Here is a 17243-nt window from a genome sequence, read left to right as displayed (position 1 = left end):
TCCGGGGCCGTTGCAGCGTGTGAATCTTCGATTGCGCTATTGACACCGCGGCCGGCCATGGTGTGTTGTACACACAACAATCTTCACTTTGTAATGAACACGACGTTCGGAGTGAGGCATGGACACAGCCGCGCAGGGCCTTACCGCGCAGGAGATCTGCTACCTCCCTGTGAGCGACCTGCTGGCGCACTACCGGTCCGGCGCCCTTGCGCCCAGTGACGTGCTCGAAGCACAGATCGCCCGGACCGAGGAACTCAACGGAGCGGTCGGCGCGGTCGCCGACCGGCATTACGGCCAGGCGCGCGCGGCCGCGGCCGAATCCGACGCGCGCTACGCCGCGGGCACGCAGCGCCCGCTGGAGGGGATCACGGTCGCCCTCAAGGAGGAGCACCCCGTCGCCGGTGAGCCGCTGCGACTCGGCTCCACGGTGCTGGTGCCCGAGATCCCCTCCGCGGGGCACCCGATCGTCGACCGCATCCAGGCGGCCGGCGCGGTCGTCCACCTGCGCACCACGACCCCCGAACTGTGCTGCGCGGGATACACCCGGTCGGATCTGTGGGGAGTGACCCGCTCCCCCTGGAACACGGCCTACTCCAGCGGCGGTTCCTCCGGCGGGTCGGGTGCGGCCCTCGCGGCGGGCATGACGACGCTGGCCACCGGATCCGACATCGCCGGCTCCATCCGGATTCCGGCCGCGTTCAACGGCGTCGTCGGATACAAGGCCCCCTACGGCCGGGTCCCGGCGCCGGCGCCGATGAACCTCGACACCTACTGCCACGACGGGGCCATGGCCCGAACGGTGCAGGACTGCGTCCTACTGCACGATGCCATCGCGGGCCAGTGGAGCCACGACATGGTGAGCGTGCCCGGAGCGGCGATCGGCGGGATCGGCGACGGCGACCTCGCCGGGCTCACCGTGGGCGTTGCGCGCACCCTGGGCGAGCACCCCGTCGCCGCCGATGTCGCCCGCGGCCTCGAACAGGCCGCCGAAGCGCTGCGGGTGCGCGGCGCCGAAACCGTCGACCTCGGGTTCGACTGGTCGACCGGCGAACTCACCCGGGCGGCCTTCGCCCACTACGGGACCGTCATGGCGCCGATGGTCAGGCAGCTGTTCGGGGACCGGTTCGCCGAAGCGCAGTCCTACACGCGCGACTTCGTCGCCGTCGCCGAGCGCTGCCTGGCCGAGGTCGGCACCTATGCGGCCGTTCTGGCCGAGACCCGGGTCCAGGAGGACTTCGCCGAAGCGTTCACCCGCGTGGACGCCCTGATCTGCCCCTCGTCCATGATCCCCGCCCTCGAGGCGGACAACGACTACACGGATCTCAGCGTCGACGTGGACGGCACCGCCGTCGACCTCGTGCACCACCTGCAGATCCCGCTGACCATCCCGTTCAACATGGCGAGCCGTCTCCCCGTCTTCGCCGTTCAGAGCGGGATCGCCGCGACCGGCGTACCGACCTCGGTGCAGGTCGCCGCGCCGGCCTACGCCGAGCGGCTCGCCGCCCGCGTCGCCCACGCCGTCGAGACCGCCCGCCCCTGGTACCGCGACGACGCCTGGACACCCCAGTCGATCCGGCCCCCGAGGTAGGCCGACCGGAGCGACGCCCCGGCGCCGACAACGCATCACCTGGTGCGACCGCTCCCCACCCCGCCGACCGATAGCGAATCGGCGCCCTCCGGCCGTCCCGACGGCCGATTCCCCCGTGCCGCACCACCAGGAGGTTCGCCATGTCAGCACGGCAGCGACCATCACGACTCTTCCCATTGCCCGCACGCGCGGTGTCCGCGGCCGTCGGCGCGCTCGTCCTCACCGCGGCCGGCTGCGCGCCGGGAGGAGCGGGCTCCCCCGGTTCCACGGCCGTCATCGCCCTCATCCAGGAACCGGGCGTCCTCAGCCCGATGTTCAGCAACCAGAGCGGATCCGACATCTCCGATGCGTTCGTGGTGGAACCGCTGTTCCTGATCAAGGCCGACGGCACCCACGAGCCGCTCCTCGCCGAGACGGTCCCCACCGCCGACAACGGCGGGGTCAGCCAGGACGGACTCACCGTGACCTACACCCTGCGCGAAGGGATCACCTGGTCCGACGGCGAAGCGCTGACGGCCGACGACCTGGCGTTCACCGCAGAGGTCGCGCAGGATCCCGACGCGGCCGCGTTCCCCGACCCGGAGTACGCGTCCATCGACTCCACCGAGGTGGTGGACGAACTGACGCTGGAGGTGACGATGAAGGAGCCGCAGCCCGGCTACCTCAACCTCTTCCAGCAGGTCCTCCCCGAGCACATGTTCGAGTCCAGCGCGGTCCGGACCGACGACCCCCAGGCGCGGCTGCCCCTGGGCACCGGGCCGTTCGCGTACGAGGACTGGCAGTCGGGCAACCAGATCACGCTGACGGCCAACGACGACTACTGGCGCGATCCCGAACAGCCCGCACTGGACGGGGTCACCCTCAAGATCACCCCGGACAAGCAGGCCGCGCTCAGCGGCTTCACCAGCGGTCAGTACGACAGTGTCTTCTTCTTCACCGCGGGCGACCTGGCCGAGCTGAGCGAAGCCGAGGAGGCGGGCGCGCCCGTCACGGTCGCCACACAGCCGGAGACGACCGGAATCGTGGAATGGCTGTGGCTGAACCACTCCGACGGCGGCGACCTCGACGAACCGCACCCGGTCCTCGGTGACCCCGCCGTTCGCGAGGCCATCGACCTGGGACTGGACCGCCGGTCGATCATCGACGACGTGCTGGGCGGGTTCGGCACCCTCAGCGGGTCCTTCCTCTACGCCGGTTTCGGCTCGGCCCACCGGGAGCCCTCTCCCCACGACCCCGACGAGGCGCGTGCCGTGCTCGACGACGCGGGGTGGGAGGTCGGCGACGGCGGCATCCGCGAAAAGGACGGAGTGCCCGCCCGGCTGACGTTCCAGACGATCTCCGGCGACCAGACGCGCGCCCTCTACCAGCAGACCATCCAGCAGGACATGAAGGACATCGGGATCGAGCTGGTCATCGAGAACGTTCCGTCCAACTCGCTGTTCGACAGCCGGGACAAGGGCGGTCTGCTCGCCACCGGCGACTTCGACATCGCGATGAGCCGCGACGGGCACTTCCCCGACCCCGCCATCTGGATGGAGGTCTTCACCACCGGCTACATCCCCACCGAAGAGAACCCCGTCGGCTTCTCCTACTCCCATTGGTCCGACGACGAGTTCGACGCGCTGGAGCGCGAAGCCGCCACGACCATGGACCCGGAGGCGCGCAAGGAGGCCCTGCGCGAAGCCGACCGCATCTTCACGGAGGACCGCGTCGCCATCCCGGTCTACGCCTCCGCCGTCGGCTACGCGTGGAACACCGGCCTGGACGGTGTCGAGATCGATTACTGGGACGGCATGTGGACCACGGCCAGCAGCGCCGGCTGGACGCTCGGGTCCGCGGAGGGGGCCGGCGGATGACCTCCTATCTGGTGCGGCGCTGCCTGCAGGCGGTCCCCCTGCTGCTGGGCATCAGCGTCATCGTCTTCGCGCTGCTCCAGATGACGCCGGGCGGCCCCATGGCGGCCGGGGAAGGCGCCGGCAGCCAGGCCAGCGCCGCCCAGATCGAGCGGCTCCGCGGCCGCTACGGACTGGACGACCCCATCTGGATCCAGTACCTGCGCTGGCTCGGCGGGATGCTGACCGGCGACTGGGGCGCATCGTTCAACACCGGGCGCCCCGTGCTGGAGGCCATCGGCGAGCGCATCCCGACCACTCTCCTGCTGACCGGGGTGTCGTTCACCGTGTCGGTCCTGCTCGCCCTGGCCGTCGGGACCGTCGCGGCGGTGCGTCGGCATTCGGCCTTCGACCACCTCTCCACCGGGCTGTCCTTCGCCGGGCTCGCGATGCCGAGCTTCTGGTTCGGGCTGATGCTGCTCTATGTCTTCTCGTTCCAGCTGGGCTGGCTGCCATCGGCGGGACTGACCGATCTGCGGGCGCAGTACGAGGGCGTCGCGGCGATCGTCGACCGGGCCCGGCACCTGATCCTGCCGGTGGCCGTGCTGTCGCTGGTGTCGCTGGCGAGCCTGATCCGCTACGTCCGGTCGTCGATGCTGGAGGTCCTGGGACAGGACTACATCAGGACGGCCCGCGGCAGCGGACTGCCCGAGCGCACCGTGGTTCTGGGCCACGCGCTGAAGAACGCCTCCATCCCGGTCGTCACCGTCGCCGTGCTGTCGATACCGGAGCTGTTCCTGGGCGCCGTCATCACCGAGACGATCTTCGGCCTGCCCGGCATGGGCCGCCTGTTCGTCGAGTCCGCCCAGCTGCGCGACTACCCGGTGCTGCTGGGGATCCTGATCATCGCCGCGCTCCTGGTGGTCCTCGCCAATCTGTTCGCCGACATCGTCTACAGCCGACTCGACCCGAGGATCAGCTATGAGTGACGCCGCGCCCCCGACCGGGCGTCCGGCCGCACCGCCAACGGCGGCCGAACCCGAGCCCGCCGCGCGCGCCGGCGGCGGCGCGTGGCGCCGCTTCCTCCGGCACCGCCCGGCCGCCGTCAGCCTGGCCGTCCTCGGCGCCGTCATCCTGGCGGTCGTGATCGGACCGGCGGTGATCGGTTACGGCCCCGAGGAGGTCTCGATGGCCGGCAAGGACCAGCCGCCGTCCCCGGCGCACCCGATGGGCACCGACGACCTCGGCCGCGACCTGCTGGTGCGGATCCTCGTGGGCGGCCGGCTGACCTTGAGCGTCGCGTTCGCCGCCGTCGGCTGCTCGCTCGTCGTCGGGGTGCTCGTCGGAGCGGTGGCCGGCTACTTCGGCGGACCCGTCGACAACGTGCTGATGCGCGTTGTGGACGTCTTCTACTCGCTGCCGGCCCTGTTCGTGGTGATCCTGCTGGTGACCCTGGTCGGTCCGGGGTTCGGGCCGATCATCGCCGCTGTGGCGATGTTCAGCTGGATGAACACCGCCCGGCTGGTCCGCGCCAGCTACCTGTCCCTGAAGGAGAAGGAGTTCGTGGAGGCTGCGCGCGGCATCGGCGCCGGCCACCTCCGCATCGCCGTGCGGCACATCCTGCCGGGTGCGCTCGGCCCGATCATCGTGACCGCGACGCTCGGCGTCGCCACCGCGATCCTGACCGAGTCGGCCCTGTCCTTCCTCGGGCTGGGCTTTCAGCCGCCGGAGGCCACGTGGGGCGGCCTGCTGTACGAGGCCCAGCGTCCGGTGATCGCACTCGGGCACTGGTGGCGGGGCTTCTTCCCCGGGGCGATGCTCTTCATCGTCGTCCTGGCCGTGAACTACGTCGGCGACGGCCTCAGCGACGCCTTCGAGCCGCGCAGGAGGAAGAAATGAGCGCATCCCCTCTCCTGGAGATCGAGGACCTCGCTGTCGCCTTCGACACGGAGGACGGCACTTTGCGTGCGGTGGACGGCGTCTCGCTGACCGTGCGCGAGGGCGAGGCGGCGGCCGTGGTCGGGGAGAGCGGTTCGGGCAAGTCCGTGACCGCGCTGGCCGTCATGGGCCTCCTCGCCGCGCCGCCCGCCCGCGTCGAGCGCGGCCGGATCCGCTACAGGGGCACCGAACTGCTGGACCTCGACCCGAAACGGCGCCGTGCGTTGGGGGGTCGTGAACTGTCGATGATCTACCAGGATTCGATGGCGTCGCTCAATCCGTCGATGACGGTCGGCCGCCAGATCGCCCAGGTCGTGCGCAACCATCGGGGCGGCTCCCGGACCGCCGCCCTGTCCCGGGCGGCCGAGCTGCTGGAGCTGGTCGGTATCCCCGATCCCCGCGCGCGCCTCGGCAGCTACCCGCACCAGCTCTCCGGCGGCCAGCGCCAGCGTGTCCTGATCGGGCTCGCCCTGGCCTGCGAGCCCCGGCTGCTCATCGCCGATGAGCCCACGACGGCACTGGACGTCACCGTCCAGGCGCAGATCATCGAACTGGTGGCGCGGCTGCGTGCCGAGCTGGGCATGGCCGTCATGTGGATCACCCACGACCTCGGCGTCGTCGCCGGCCTGGTGGACAGTGTGGCGGTGATGTATGCCGGGCGGATCGTCGAGCGCGCGCCCGTGCGCGCGTTGTTCGCGCAGCCCCGGCATCCCTACACCGCCGGGCTGCTGCGGTCGCTGCCCGGGCTGGACGGGCCCCGGCGGCGGCTCGTCCCGATCCCCGGAGGACTGCCCGACCTCACACGGCCGATCGAGCACTGCGCGTTCGCGCCGCGCTGTGAGCACGCCGTCCCGGAATGCCTGCACTCGGTCCCCGAGCTCCTCCCGGTCAGGGAGGCGCACGAGGCCGCGTGCCTGCGCACCGACGAGGTCGCCGCCGGGGCCGGCCGCACCCCACCGGCACCGGCCGCGGCGGAAGGAGACGGACAGTGAGCGAGCGGCAGGCACTCGTGGAAGCCGAGAACCTGGCCAAGCACTTCCCGATCAGGCGCGGCGTGCTGCGCCGTACGGTCGGCACGGTCCGGGCCGTGGACGGCGTGAGCTTCACCGTGCGCCGCGGCGAGACGCTGGGGCTGGTGGGAGAGAGCGGCTCGGGGAAGTCCACGATCGGCCGCGTTCTGCTGCGGCTGACCGAGCCCACATCGGGCAGCGTCCGCTTCCGCGGCCGCGACATCACGGCGCTGGACCAGCGGCCGCTGCGCGAACTCCGGCCCCGGCTGCAGATGGTCTTCCAGGACTCCTACTCCTCGCTGACCCCGCGGCTGCCGGTCGGCGCGGCCGTGCGCGAGCCCCTCGACCTCAACGGTGTCGGCACCGCGGCCGGGCGCAGGACCCGGGTCGAGGAGCTGTTCGATCTCGTGCACCTGGACCGGAGGCTGATGGACCGGCTCCCGCATGAACTCTCCGGTGGCCAGCGGCAGCGTGTGGGCATCGCCCGCGCATTGGCCTGCGATCCGGAGTTCATCGTGGCCGACGAGGCCATCGCGGCGCTGGATGTCTCCATCCAGGCCCAGATCGTCAACCTGCTACTCGACCTCCAGCAGGAACTGGCGCTCACCTACCTGTTCATCACCCATGACCTGGCCATGGCCCGGCACGTCTGCGACCGGATCGCCGTGCTCTACCTCGGCAGGGTCGTCGAGGTCGGCGACGCCGAGCGCGTGACCGCGCACCCGCGCCATCCCTACACCCGGGCGCTGCTGTCGGCCGTGCCGGTGGCCGACCCGGTGCGCGAGGCCACGCGTCGGCGCGTCATCCTGCGCGGCGAGATTCCCAGTCCCGCCGACCCGCCGCCCGGGTGCCGGTTCAGCACTCGCTGCCCGTACGCCACCCGGATCTGCCGCGAGTCCGAGCCCGAGCTCCTGCACGGTGAACACGGCGGCGAGGTCGCCTGCCACCACGCCGGACGCCTCGATTCGCCGCCGACCCCCGCGGACGCCTGACCACCGCGCCCGAGTAGACGATGCACCCGACGAGAACGACCCAGGAGGTCCTGTGCCGCAGATCCTTGAACTCCACCGTTTCCGCGGTTCCCACCGCTCGATAGGGCGCCAGCACGGCACGGCGTGCGCCGACCTCGTGGCCGAGCACCTGGACCTGGCATTGGCCCGGCTCGCGAGCGCCGGCGTCGATCGCGCGACCGCCACCGCGGTCGCCGCGGAGTACCGGCCGTTCGTCCAGGAGTACGCCGGGCATCTGGACGAGGAGATCGCCGGGATCGCCGAGGGGGCCGGGATCACCCTGGCCGAGGCCTACCTGCTGCAGCTGCGCGCCGAGGTCTACGCCGACGTGCTGGGTTCGCCGGCCACCGCCAACGAGTGCACGACCTTCGCGGCCCTGCCGGAGGCCACGGCCACCGGGACCGGCCTGGCCGGGCAGAACGCCGACCTGCCGGACCTCTACGCCGGGCTGATGATCGTCGTCCACATCGAACCCGACGACGGACCGGAGATCCTCATGGCCACCCCCGCGGGCCAGGTCTCCTACATCGGGATCAGCAGCACGGGTATGGCGGTGTTCGCGAACTTCCTGAACTGCGAAGGCTGGCGGCGCGGATTCCCCCGCTACCTGCTGAGCCGCTTCGCCATGCACCACGCCGGCGTCGCCCAGGCGTGCTCGGCGCTGCGCGACCTGCCGCGGGCGTCCTCGCGCAACCTGGTCCTGCTGGACGCGGCCGGGACGGCGGTCGACTTCGAGAACACGCCGCGGCGAAGCGCGCTGCTGCCCCCGGAGGACGCCCTGCTGGCGCACTCCAACCACTATCTCGCGCCCGACCTGCTGGACGAGGAGCGTTCCAACGCCCGGTACCTGCGCAACTCCCGCATCCGCCACGCGCGGATGCGGCACCTGCTCAAGGAGAACCACGGGCGGCTGGACCCGCCGACCATGGCTGCGATCCTGCGCGACCGCGACGACGGGGCCGACGGGCTCTCGGTGCACGCCGAGGACCACCGCGAACGCGGCGACGAGGACCATTACATGACGGTGGCATCGGTGATCGCCGAACCGGCGCGGGGCCGGATCTGGGTGAGTGCGGGACCGCCGTCGCGGTCGCGCTACGTGGAGTACTCGTTCGCAGGCGGACGGGGCATCGGCCATGCGTTCTGAACACGGACGGAAGGACGCGGCGACGCCCCCCAGGCGCGGGCACGGCAAGCGGCTCTCCTTCTACCAGTTCGGGCCGACCACGATGTTCGCGTCGCGAGCCGACCAGCGCTTCTCCTACTGCCTGTACGTGCCGGAGGACTACGACGAGGACGGGACCGATGTCTACCCGCTGGTGGTGCTGGTGCACGGCACCGGCCGCGACGCGCAGAGCTACCGCGACGCGTTCGCCGGATTCGCCCGGACGCATCGCTGCATCGTCTTCGCGCCACTGTTCCCCGCCGGGATCGGCACACCCGGCGAACTGCACAACTACAAGTACCTGCGCTACGGCGACATCCGGTTCGACCTGCTGCTGCTGGCCATGCTGGAGGAGGTGGCCGAGTCCTACCGGGTCGGCACCGCCCGGTTCCTGCTCACCGGTTTCTCCGGCGGCGGCCACTTCACCCACCGGTTCCTCTACACCCATCCCGACCGGCTTCTCGGCGCCTCCGTCGGCGCCCCCGGCGTCGTCACCCTGCCGGACGAGGCGCGCCCATGGCCGGCCGGGATCGGCGGACTGCGGGAGGCACTGGGCGTCACCCCGGATCTGGAGGCGATCCGCGCCGTGCCCGTGCAGCTGGTCATCGGGGCACGCGACACTGAGACGTGGGAGATCGGCATGGGGCCCGAGGAGCCGGCCTGGATCAAGGACGTGAACGACCACGGTGTCGACCGCCAAGCCAGGATGCGCGCGCTCAAGGCCGGCCTCGTCGGCCACGGCGTCGCGGTCCGGCACGACATCGTGCCCGGCGTCGCGCACGAGTGCCGCGAAACGCTCGGCCCGGTCCGCGCGTTCTTCGCCGAACGGCTCGCCGCAGTGCGCGCGGCGGAGCCGGACGGGTGGACGATGGACGCACGGACGAGCCCGCCCGAGTCCAGCGAGCGGGCCAAGGCTCTCGGGAGGAGTCGGCGTGACGGAACCTGAGCAGAACGAACCCGGCAGCGCACCGGTCGCGGCCGAGGGGGTGCTCACGCTGGAGCAGCGGATCGAGCTGCACGGCGGCGCCCTCTCCCGCACCGAGCGCCGGGTGGCCGACTACATCGTCGCCAACGCCGAACGCGTCGTCTTCCTGAGCGCCCTGCAACTGGCGAAGCTCACGCGGACCAGCGACGCCACGGTGATCCGCACCGCCAAGGCTCTGGGTTTCACCGGGTGGCCCGAACTCAAGCACGACGTCGGCGCCACCCTGATGACCAGTACGCACCCTGCCCACCGCCTGGCCACGCGGATCACCGTCGCCCGCGAGACCGACTCCACCTCTTTGCTGGAGATCGTCTTCGACGAGGCGGCGGAGCGTATCCGCGAGACTCAGCGATCGCTGTCGGCGGAGTCGTTCGACGACGCGGTCGAGTTGATCGGCACGGCGCGCACGGTGGTCACGTTCGGGCTGGGGCTCTCCCGAGGCGTCGCCGAGTACTGCGCGGTGCGGTTGAGGCGGCTCGGGATCAGCGCTCGCACGGCTCCCCACATGGGTTTCGCGCTCGCCGACGACCTGCTGCTCCTGGACAGGGGCGACGTCGTGGTCCTGTTCGCCCCGGGGCGCCTGCTGCGGGAGGTGGAGATCGTCATCGAGCACGCAGAGGCCGTGGGTGCCTCGGTCATCCTGGTCACCGACACGCTGCCCCCGGAGATCGGCACAGGGGTGCGGGCGGTGCTGCGCGCCCCCTTGTCGGCGGGCGGCCTGACCGGCGAGACCCTGACGGCGAGCGTGGTCACCGACGCCCTCCTGCTCTCTTTGGCGCGTCGCGGCGAGGAGCGCGCGACCAGGACGTCGAAGATCCTCACCCAGCTGCGCAAGAAGTTGATCGGCAAGGGGAGGCGGTGACCCCCGCGGTGGGGCGCCGACTTGATCGCCGGCGGACGAGGAGCATCACGCGCCCGTCCGGCACACTCGTTCAGGAGGACCGATGTACCAGCCGCGCGAATTCGCGGGAACGGATGAGGACACCGCTTACGCGCACATCAGAAGCAACCCGTTCGGGATCATCGTCAGCGCGTCCGGCGAGCTCGCGGCCACGCATCTGCCGTTCCTGCTGGACGACGAAGACCGCCCCGCCGGCCTGGTGAGCCACTTCGCCCGCCGCAACCCCCAATGGGAGCGGCTTGCCGACGGCGACGACGTGCTGTGCGTCTTCCCCGGCCCCAGCTCCTACATCAGCCCGAACGTCTACACGGCCGAGCCCGACGTGCCGACCTGGAACTATACGGCCGTGCACGTCCACGGTCGGTTCCATCTCCTGGCCGATCCGCCGGAGGTGCGCGAACTGCTGGCGCGGACGGTGCGCACCTTCGAGCGCGGCTCCTCGGCGCCGTGGCAGCTCTCCTCGATGGATCCGGCCGACCTCGAAGGGCTGGCCCGCGGCGTCGTCGGATTCGGAGTCCGAACGACGCGGATCGTCGGCGGGTACAAACTCAGTCAGGACAAACTCGACGAGGACGTCGAGCAGGTACGGCGGGGACTGGCGTCGTCCGACCGCCATGAGGACCGTGCGGTGGCCGAGGCCATGCGCACGCACCAAGTCCGCGGACGCCGATCGCCGCCCAGCACCGATCCCGCGAGTTGGCTGCCGCGGGACGGTCCCGCCTGACTGAGCTTCGACCACTGCGTTCGCGGGGCAGGGTGGGATCTCCAGGGCCCGGACCTGCTGTGCCGCCGGCGCTACGCGCACTGCGACAGCCGACCCCCTGTACGAGCCCGAGTCTCGGACCGACAGGCCGGTGTTGCGAGGACCCCCTTGAACCTGAGCAGGGCACCGTGATCGGAGTGGAACACCGCTCCGGCCGGGGACCCACGCTCCTGCCGAGCCGCCTCGACAGCGTCGACCACCAAGGACGTGGGCATGTGGTCGGCGATCGACCGGCCCGCCGGCCGGCGCGAGTACTCCTCGGTCACGGTGGCCAGGTACAGGAACCGGCCCTCTTCTCCGAGCAGCGCACGGGCCGCGGTCTCCCCACTGTCGGGGAGCGCCGCGGCCCGCGGGTTTACTCGGTCCGGCTACTTCAGCATCTGGCGGGCCATCACCATGCGCTGGATCTGGTTGGTGCCCTCGTAGATCTGGGTGATCTTGGCGTCGCGCATCATCCGCTCGACCGGGTAGTCGCGGGTGTAGCCGTTGCCGCCGAGGAGCTGGACCGCGTCGGTGGTGATCTCCATGGCGACGTCGGAGGCGTAGCACTTGGCCGCGGCGCCGAAGAAGGAGAGGTCGTCGTCGCCGCGCTCGGACTTCGCGGCGGCGACGTAGACCATCTGCCGCGCGGCCTCCAGCTTCATGCCCATGTCGGCGAGCATGAACTGCAGGCCCTGGAACTCGGCGATGGCCTTGCCGAACTGCCTGCGCTCCTTGACGTAGCCCAGGGCGTAGTCGAGGGCGCCCTGGGCGATGCCCACCGCCTGGGCGCCGATGGTCACCCGGGTGTGGTCCAGCGTGCGCAGCGCGATCCGCAGGCCGTCGCCGAGGTTGCCGACGAGCCGGTCGCCGGGGATGCGGACGTTGTCGAACAGCAGCTCGCGCGTCGGCGAGCCCTTGATGCCGAGCTTCTTCTCCGGCTCGCCCACCGAGAAGCCCTCGTCGTCGGCGTGCACGACGAACGCGCTGATGTTGCGCCCCCGGGGCCCGTCGGGGTCGGTGACCGCCATGACGGTGTAGTAGTCGCTCACGCCGGCGTTGGTGATCCAGGACTTCTGCCCGGACAGGATCCAGTCGTGGCCGTCCGCGGTCGCCCGGGTCCGCATGTTCGCGGTGTCGGAGCCGGCTTCGCGCTCGGACAGGCCGTAGGAGAACATCGCCTCACCGGACGCCACCGGCGCCAGGTAGCGCCGCTTGACCTCCTCGGACCCGGCCAGGACGAGCGGCATCGTGCCGAGCTTGTTGACCGCGGGGATCAGCGACGAGGACGCGCAGGAGCGCGCGACCTCCTCGATGACGATGCACGTGGCCAGCGCGTCGGCTCCGGCACCGCCGTAGGCCTCGGGGATGTGCGGGGCGTGGAAGTCGCCGGCCCGCAGGGCGTCGTAGGCGGCCTGCGGGAACTCGGCGGCGGCGTCGACCTCCGCGGCGTGCGGGGCGATCTTGTCCTCGGCGACGGCGCGGACGGCCTCGCGCAGCGCGTCGTGCTCCTCGGTCGGGCGGTACAGGTCGAAGTCACTCATTGGCTCTCCTTCGCGGCGACGCCTCTAGTATGACACTGGGTTCCAAGGAATGAAACTGAGTGTCAGCGTACTCGCCGGATCCGCTGCCGCGCGGTGCCCGCCCCCGCGCGAAGGGGCGACAATGAGGCCGGTGAAGCGGCCGGGGCGGGTCCGGCGCGCGGCGCGGAAGGGGAACGGGAGCCATGGGGGAGCGCGGTGGCCGGGGCAGGCCGACGCAGGAGGTCCGCGACGCCGGCCGGACGACCCGGTCGCGCGCCGTCGTCGTCACGGCGCTGCGGCTCTTCGCCGAACGGGGTTACGAGGCCACGACGATGGACGACATCGCCGTCGCGGCCGGGGTGAGCCGCAGCACGCTGTTCCGGCACTTCGGCTCGAAGGACGACATCCTCTTCTCCGACCAGGAGCAGCTCCTGGAGTCCGTCCGGCGGCACCTGCGCGCCTCCTCGGGCGAGGACCCGCGGGCCGCGGTCTGTGCGGCCGCGCGGATGGTCTTCCACGGATACGTCTCCGACCCCGACGTCGCCCTCCCGCGCTACCGGCTGGTCCGCGCCAACGCGGCGCTGCGCGACCGGGAGATCGCCATGTCGGCCCGTTACCAGGCGCTGTTCACCCAGCACCTCTCGCACGGCCACAGCGACGCCCGGCGGCTGCTCGCGGCCGAGGCGCTGGCCGCGGCGGTCATCGCCGCGCACAACCACGTGCTGCGCTCCTGGCTGAAGAACCCCGGGCAGGACCTCCCCGCCGGACGGCTCGACGAGGCGCTGGCCTTCGTCACCGAGGAGATGGGCCGGGGCCTGGCGGAGGCGGGGCGGCCGGACCCGCCGCGCCGCGACAGCACCGTGCTGGTGGCCGTCTACCCGGCGGACGCCCCCAGCGGCGACGTCCTCGCGCGCATCCACACCGCCCTGGAGGCGCCGGGGGAGTGACGGGGCGCAGCCTCCCGCGCCGTCCCGCCGCGCCGGTTTAGCCCGCGACCTGGTCGGTAGCGTGAGGGCACGAGGAGGTCCGGATGGCGCTGACCAGGTACGTGGACGGGCTCGCGAGCGGCGGCACCGTGAGCTGGCTGGCGGCCGGCCCCGGGCCCCCGGTGGTCTGCGTGCACGGGGCCGGCGTCTCCTCCCGGCTGCTCATGCCCCTGGTGTCGGCGATGGAGGGGGTGCGCGAGACCTGGACGGTGGACCTGGCCGGGTTCGGGCGCAGCACCGGCGACCAGGACGCGGTCAGCGTGGGGCTGCTCGCCGACGCGCTGCTCGACTGGATCGACGCCAGGGGGCTGCGGCGCCCGTGCCTGCTGGGCATGTCGTTCGGCTGCCAGGTCGTGGTCGAGGCGGTGCTGCGCCGGCGCTCCCCGCCCGGTCCCGGCGCCGCGCGGGAACCCGAGCGCCCCCTGGTCCTGATCGGCCCGACGCTCGATCCGCACGCCCGCTCGCCCATGGGGATGCTCCTGCGCTGGCTGCGCAACTCGCCGGGGGAGCGCCCGCGCATGGTGCTGCCGACCCTCGCCGACTACCGTGACGCCGGCACCCGCCGGATGTTCGCGGCGTTCGCGGCCTCCATGCACGACCGCGTCGAGGACCGGCTGCCCCACGTCGACGCGCCGACCCTGGTCGTGCGCGGCGAACGGGACCGGATGGCCCCGCAGGACTGGGCCGAGGAGGTCACCCGGCTGCTGCCGCGCGGCCGGCTGCGGGTGGTCCCCGGCAGCGCGCACACGGTCAGCTACCGGGACCCGCTGCCGCTGGCCCGGCTGGTCGACGCGTTCATCGCGGAGGCGGCGGAGGCCGCGGCGACCGGCGGAACGGCGGACGGGGCGACGGGGAAGACCGCGGAGGGCGCCGCGTGAGGGCCGGGTCCGCGGTCGCCTCGTTCGACTCGGCGACCGGCATGCTCCGGGCGCTGGCGCGCTTCCGGCGCGGCCGCGACGTCCGGGTGCTGGGGGCCGTGCCCGGCGCGGAGGCGCTGGCCCTGCCGGTGCTCGGCGCGGCCAACCGGACGCCCCGCCGCGTCAGGGAGCTGCTGTACTCGGCCGGCGGCTGGTCCGAGGCCAGCGCGGCCCGGCGGCTCGGCGACGTCCGCTCCGAGGCGCTGGCACGCTGGGTCACCGGGCACTACGCGCCCGAGCGCGCCCCGGTCGCCTTCATCGGCTCCTCCGACGGCGCGCTGGTCCACCTGGCCGCGGCCACCGGCGGCCCCTGGCTGCCGCAGACCCTGCTGCTCCCGGTGCGCCGCCGCGGAGGCCACCCCGACAACGCGTGGGCCGACCTGCGGCTGCTGAGCGGGGCCGCCGAGCGGCTGCTCGACGCCAACCCCGACCTCGTGCTGCACCACATGCACGACCCCAACCAGGACCGCCTGATGATCGCCGGGATGTCCTACTTCCGGGTCAAGTGGCGGCGGCTGCCGGCCGCCTACCGGGACTTCCTGTGCGCGACGCTGCCACCGGGGGCCACGCTCGTCGTCGGCGAGTGCGAGCTGCGCCACCCGGTGCTGCGGGTCGCCGACCGCTACATCTTCCAGCACGGTGCCGTGGGCGGCGCCACCTCCGAGGAGTACCAGCGGGGCGGTCCGCGCGTACACGACCTGCTGCGCCGCTATGGCTCGCCGGTGCGCTCCTTCCGCGCCCCCGAGCCCGACGGCGAAGCCCCCGAGGCCGAGTGGGGGTTCGAGCCGGAGCTCCTCGACGACCTCGCCGAACTCGCGCGCGAGCGGCGCTGGCGGCTGGTCCGGATGCGCTACGCCGAGCCCGGAGCCCTCAGCGCCCCGGTGGCCGACCTGCACCGGCACCGCTACCGCGCGCGCGGCATCCCCGACACCCGGCTGCTCGCGGAGAGCTTCCTGCTCATGGACCCGTTCTGGGCGCTGCGCACGGGCTCGGTGCCGTACTGGTGCGTGTTCAACACCGAGTCCTCGCGCGCGGCGCTCAACGGTTACCTCGACGCCGCCGGGCCCTTCGAGGAGATCCGCCTCATGCTGTTCGCGCACGGCACCGAGTCCATCGGGCTCGCGCCGATCGGGGCGTGGCAGGAGGTCCTGGACCGGGCCACCAAGGTCGGCTCCCTGCTCGGCGCCGACCCGCGGCGCTTCCCGCTCGACCTCGCCGTCCTCGGCCGGGCCCAGCGCGACCTGCGCCGGGTCCGCCGGACGTGGCCGCTGCCCCGGCCCGCGCCGTGGCGCGAGGCCGAGGAGTTCCTCGACACCCGCGAGGAGTTGGCCCTGGAGTCCTGAGCGGCCGCTACTCTCCGGTTCCGGCGCATTCGCAGGCCGGGACCAGCCGTCCGCACGGGGTCGTCCACGCGTGCAGGTGCGGCGAGGCCGAGCAGTCGTCCTCGGTGCACTCGACGGCGCCGTCGGTGTGCACGATCAAGGTCCCGTGGCAGTGGTCCCACTCCCGTTCGCATCCGGGGCAGTCCCGGACGGCGGGCTCGCTCGGTCGGGTCATGACGCCTTCCTCCGCCGCGCCGAGCGCCGCCTGGCCTTGCGCACGGCCTCCTCCAGTTCGGCCCGGTCCATCTTGGAGCGCCCCGGCACGTCCAGCGAGGTGGCCAGGCGGCTCAGCTCCCGCTTCGACATGTCCTTCAGCCGCGGCTCCCTGTCCCCGGCGCCGTCCACCCGGTCCCGCGCCCGGCCCCGCTGCGCGCCCCCGTCCCGGTGGATGCTGGAGCGCAGCGCCTCCATGAGGTCGACGACGTTGGTCTCCCGCGGCGGCGGCGCAGCGGGCCGTTTCACCGGCTTGCCGCGCGACTTGGCGGCGATGAGCGCCTCCAGGCGTTCGCGGTGCACGTCGCGGTGCTCCTCGGGGCGCCAGTGCCCGCCCATGGCCTCCACGAGCCGCACCGCCATCTCGACCTCGTGCCCGCTCAGGCCGGAGCCGTCGGGCATCGAGGCGAGCACCTCCTCGGGGGCGCGCACCTCGTCGGCGTAGAACAGCGTGGTCAGCGTCAGCGCGCCGTTCTGCGGGCCGATCAGCGCGAGGTGCCGGCGGTCCTGCAGCACCAGTGAGGACAGGCCGAGCCGGCCCGAGCGTTCCAGGGCCGAGCACAGCAGCGCGTAGACCTTGGGAGCCTCGGTCGAGTTGGGCGCGAGGTAGTAGGTCCGGTCGCGGTGGATCGGCTCGACCTCGTCGGCCGGAACGAAGGCGTCGATGTCCAGCGAGCGCGAGCGGTCGGGCGCCACCGACTCCAGGTCGGCCGCCTCCAGCACCACGTAGCCGCCGGACTCGGTCCTGGCCCCCCTGACCACGTCGCGGTAGGGGACCTCCTTGCCGGTGCGCTCGTTGACCCGCCGGTAGCGGATGCGGTCGGACGTGCCGCGCTCGATCTGGTGGAACCCCGGCGTGCGGCCCGCCGTGGCGGGGTAGAGCCCCACCGGGACGCTCACCAGTCCGAACGACAGCGCACCGGTCCATATCGGCCGTGCCATGTCGCCTCCCGTGTGACGTGTCCGCCCACCTACCCCGAAACGCGCGTTTCACCACCCTGGACTCCCCGCCCCGCTGTACGGGGCCGCGCGGAAGGCCGGGGACTCGGGC

Annotated in this window: 16 protein-coding genes and 1 pseudogene; 13 read left to right on the top strand and 4 right to left on the bottom strand. The window is 72.3% G+C overall.

Annotated elements, in window-relative coordinates:
• The first annotated feature begins 118 nt into the window (after nt 1–118).
• The 10 genes from HDA32_RS15985 (at nt 119) to HDA32_RS15940 (ending at nt 11153) form a co-directional block, all read left to right on the top strand.
• On the top strand, nt 119–1588 hold the full coding sequence (locus HDA32_RS15985) for an amidase (protein WP_179643952.1): 1470 nt from the start codon (nt 119–121) through the stop codon (nt 1586–1588).
• Nucleotides 1589–1764: 176 nt separating this feature from the next.
• Entirely contained in the window at nt 1765–3444 is a 1680-nt protein-coding gene (locus HDA32_RS15980) for a peptide ABC transporter substrate-binding protein (RefSeq protein ID WP_179643951.1), read from the top strand.
• Nucleotides 3441–4409 carry an ABC transporter permease gene (locus HDA32_RS15975; RefSeq protein ID WP_179643950.1) on the top strand — a complete coding sequence of 323 codons (969 nt, stop codon included), beginning with the start codon at nt 3441–3443 and terminating at the stop codon, nt 4407–4409. The genes HDA32_RS15980 and HDA32_RS15975 overlap by 4 nt, the downstream gene beginning before the upstream one ends.
• Complete coding sequence (locus HDA32_RS15970) at nt 4402–5319, top strand: ABC transporter permease (RefSeq protein WP_179643949.1); 918 nt, start codon at nt 4402–4404, stop codon at nt 5317–5319. Before HDA32_RS15975 ends, HDA32_RS15970 begins: the two co-directional genes overlap by 8 nt.
• On the top strand, nt 5316–6350 hold the full coding sequence (locus HDA32_RS30785; RefSeq protein ID WP_179643948.1) for an ABC transporter ATP-binding protein: 1035 nt from the start codon (nt 5316–5318) through the stop codon (nt 6348–6350). Before HDA32_RS15970 ends, HDA32_RS30785 begins: the two co-directional genes overlap by 4 nt.
• A complete protein-coding gene (locus HDA32_RS15960) occupies nt 6347–7360 on the top strand; it encodes an ABC transporter ATP-binding protein (protein WP_179641198.1) in 1014 nt (337 codons plus the stop codon). Before HDA32_RS30785 ends, HDA32_RS15960 begins: the two co-directional genes overlap by 4 nt.
• A gap of 52 nt (nt 7361–7412) precedes the next feature.
• A complete protein-coding gene (locus tag HDA32_RS15955; RefSeq protein WP_179643947.1) occupies nt 7413–8525 on the top strand; it encodes a C45 family autoproteolytic acyltransferase/hydrolase in 1113 nt (370 codons plus the stop codon).
• Nucleotides 8515–9489 carry an alpha/beta hydrolase family protein gene (locus HDA32_RS15950; protein WP_218882487.1) on the top strand — a complete coding sequence of 325 codons (975 nt, stop codon included), beginning with the start codon at nt 8515–8517 and terminating at the stop codon, nt 9487–9489. The genes HDA32_RS15955 and HDA32_RS15950 overlap by 11 nt, the downstream gene beginning before the upstream one ends.
• Complete coding sequence (locus HDA32_RS15945) at nt 9476–10390, top strand: MurR/RpiR family transcriptional regulator (RefSeq protein WP_179643946.1); 915 nt, start codon at nt 9476–9478, stop codon at nt 10388–10390. Before HDA32_RS15950 ends, HDA32_RS15945 begins: the two co-directional genes overlap by 14 nt.
• 82 nt (nt 10391–10472) lie before the next feature.
• Complete coding sequence (locus HDA32_RS15940) at nt 10473–11153, top strand: FMN-binding negative transcriptional regulator (RefSeq protein WP_179643945.1); 681 nt, start codon at nt 10473–10475, stop codon at nt 11151–11153.
• 158 nt (nt 11154–11311) lie between these two features.
• Here HDA32_RS15940 and HDA32_RS30780 read toward each other — a convergent pair.
• Nucleotides 11312–11485 (bottom strand): annotated as a pseudogene (locus HDA32_RS30780) (DDE-type integrase/transposase/recombinase); the annotation flags it as partial.
• A gap of 75 nt (nt 11486–11560) precedes the next feature.
• Nucleotides 11561–12715 carry an acyl-CoA dehydrogenase family protein gene (locus tag HDA32_RS15935; RefSeq protein ID WP_179643944.1) on the bottom strand — a complete coding sequence of 385 codons (1155 nt, stop codon included), beginning with the start codon at nt 12713–12715 and terminating at the stop codon, nt 11561–11563.
• Between the two features lie 182 nt (nt 12716–12897).
• Here HDA32_RS15935 and HDA32_RS15930 point away from each other — a divergent pair, with 182 nt between their 5' ends.
• The 3 genes from HDA32_RS15930 to HDA32_RS15920 all read left to right on the top strand — a co-directional run bounded on the left by HDA32_RS15930 (nt 12898) and on the right by HDA32_RS15920 (nt 15940).
• Nucleotides 12898–13641 carry a TetR/AcrR family transcriptional regulator gene (locus HDA32_RS15930; protein ID WP_179643943.1) on the top strand — a complete coding sequence of 248 codons (744 nt, stop codon included), beginning with the start codon at nt 12898–12900 and terminating at the stop codon, nt 13639–13641.
• An 83-nt stretch (nt 13642–13724) separates the two neighbouring features.
• Nucleotides 13725–14558, top strand: coding sequence for an alpha/beta fold hydrolase (locus tag HDA32_RS15925; RefSeq protein WP_179643942.1), 834 nt, complete (start codon nt 13725–13727; stop codon nt 14556–14558).
• Complete coding sequence (locus HDA32_RS15920; protein WP_179643941.1) at nt 14555–15940, top strand: hypothetical protein; 1386 nt, start codon at nt 14555–14557, stop codon at nt 15938–15940. The genes HDA32_RS15925 and HDA32_RS15920 overlap by 4 nt, the downstream gene beginning before the upstream one ends.
• Before the next feature lie 7 nt (nt 15941–15947).
• Here the strand turns inward: HDA32_RS15920 and HDA32_RS15915 are convergent, their stop codons facing one another.
• Nucleotides 15948–16154 carry a hypothetical protein gene (locus tag HDA32_RS15915; protein WP_179643940.1) on the bottom strand — a complete coding sequence of 69 codons (207 nt, stop codon included), beginning with the start codon at nt 16152–16154 and terminating at the stop codon, nt 15948–15950.
• Nucleotides 16151–17134: a non-homologous end joining protein Ku gene (gene ku, locus HDA32_RS15910; RefSeq protein ID WP_179643939.1), complete on the bottom strand. Its 984-nt coding sequence runs from the start codon at nt 17132–17134 to the stop codon at nt 16151–16153. The genes HDA32_RS15915 and ku overlap by 4 nt, the downstream gene beginning before the upstream one ends.
• Nucleotides 17135–17243 lie beyond the last annotated feature (109 nt).

This window comes from Spinactinospora alkalitolerans (genome assembly GCF_013408795.1).
GTDB lineage: Bacteria > Actinomycetota > Actinomycetes > Streptosporangiales > Streptosporangiaceae > Spinactinospora > Spinactinospora alkalitolerans.
The sequence above is the reverse complement of the archived record's forward strand: the minus strand, read 5'-3'. Positions and strand labels throughout refer to the sequence as shown.

What these genes read in the sequence shown, in the direction of transcription:
- HDA32_RS15985 (WP_179643952.1), top strand. Translation starts at nt 119, where the DNA reads ATGGACACAGCCGCGCAGGGCCTTACCGCGCAGGAGATCTGCTACCTC.
- HDA32_RS15975 (WP_179643950.1), top strand. Translation starts at nt 3,441, where the DNA reads ATGACCTCCTATCTGGTGCGGCGCTGCCTGCAGGCGGTCCCCCTGCTG.
- HDA32_RS15970 (WP_179643949.1), top strand. Translation starts at nt 4,402, where the DNA reads ATGAGTGACGCCGCGCCCCCGACCGGGCGTCCGGCCGCACCGCCAACG.
- HDA32_RS30785 (WP_179643948.1), top strand. Translation starts at nt 5,316, where the DNA reads ATGAGCGCATCCCCTCTCCTGGAGATCGAGGACCTCGCTGTCGCCTTC.
- HDA32_RS15950 (WP_218882487.1), top strand. Translation starts at nt 8,515, where the DNA reads ATGCGTTCTGAACACGGACGGAAGGACGCGGCGACGCCCCCCAGGCGC.
- HDA32_RS15940 (WP_179643945.1), top strand. Translation starts at nt 10,473, where the DNA reads ATGTACCAGCCGCGCGAATTCGCGGGAACGGATGAGGACACCGCTTAC.
- HDA32_RS15935 (WP_179643944.1), bottom strand. Translation starts at nt 12,715, where the DNA reads ATGAGTGACTTCGACCTGTACCGCCCGACCGAGGAGCACGACGCGCTG.
- HDA32_RS15930 (WP_179643943.1), top strand. Translation starts at nt 12,898, where the DNA reads ATGGGGGAGCGCGGTGGCCGGGGCAGGCCGACGCAGGAGGTCCGCGAC.
- HDA32_RS15925 (WP_179643942.1), top strand. Translation starts at nt 13,725, where the DNA reads ATGGCGCTGACCAGGTACGTGGACGGGCTCGCGAGCGGCGGCACCGTG.
- HDA32_RS15915 (WP_179643940.1), bottom strand. Translation starts at nt 16,154, where the DNA reads ATGACCCGACCGAGCGAGCCCGCCGTCCGGGACTGCCCCGGATGCGAA.
- ku (WP_179643939.1), bottom strand. Translation starts at nt 17,134, where the DNA reads ATGGCACGGCCGATATGGACCGGTGCGCTGTCGTTCGGACTGGTGAGC.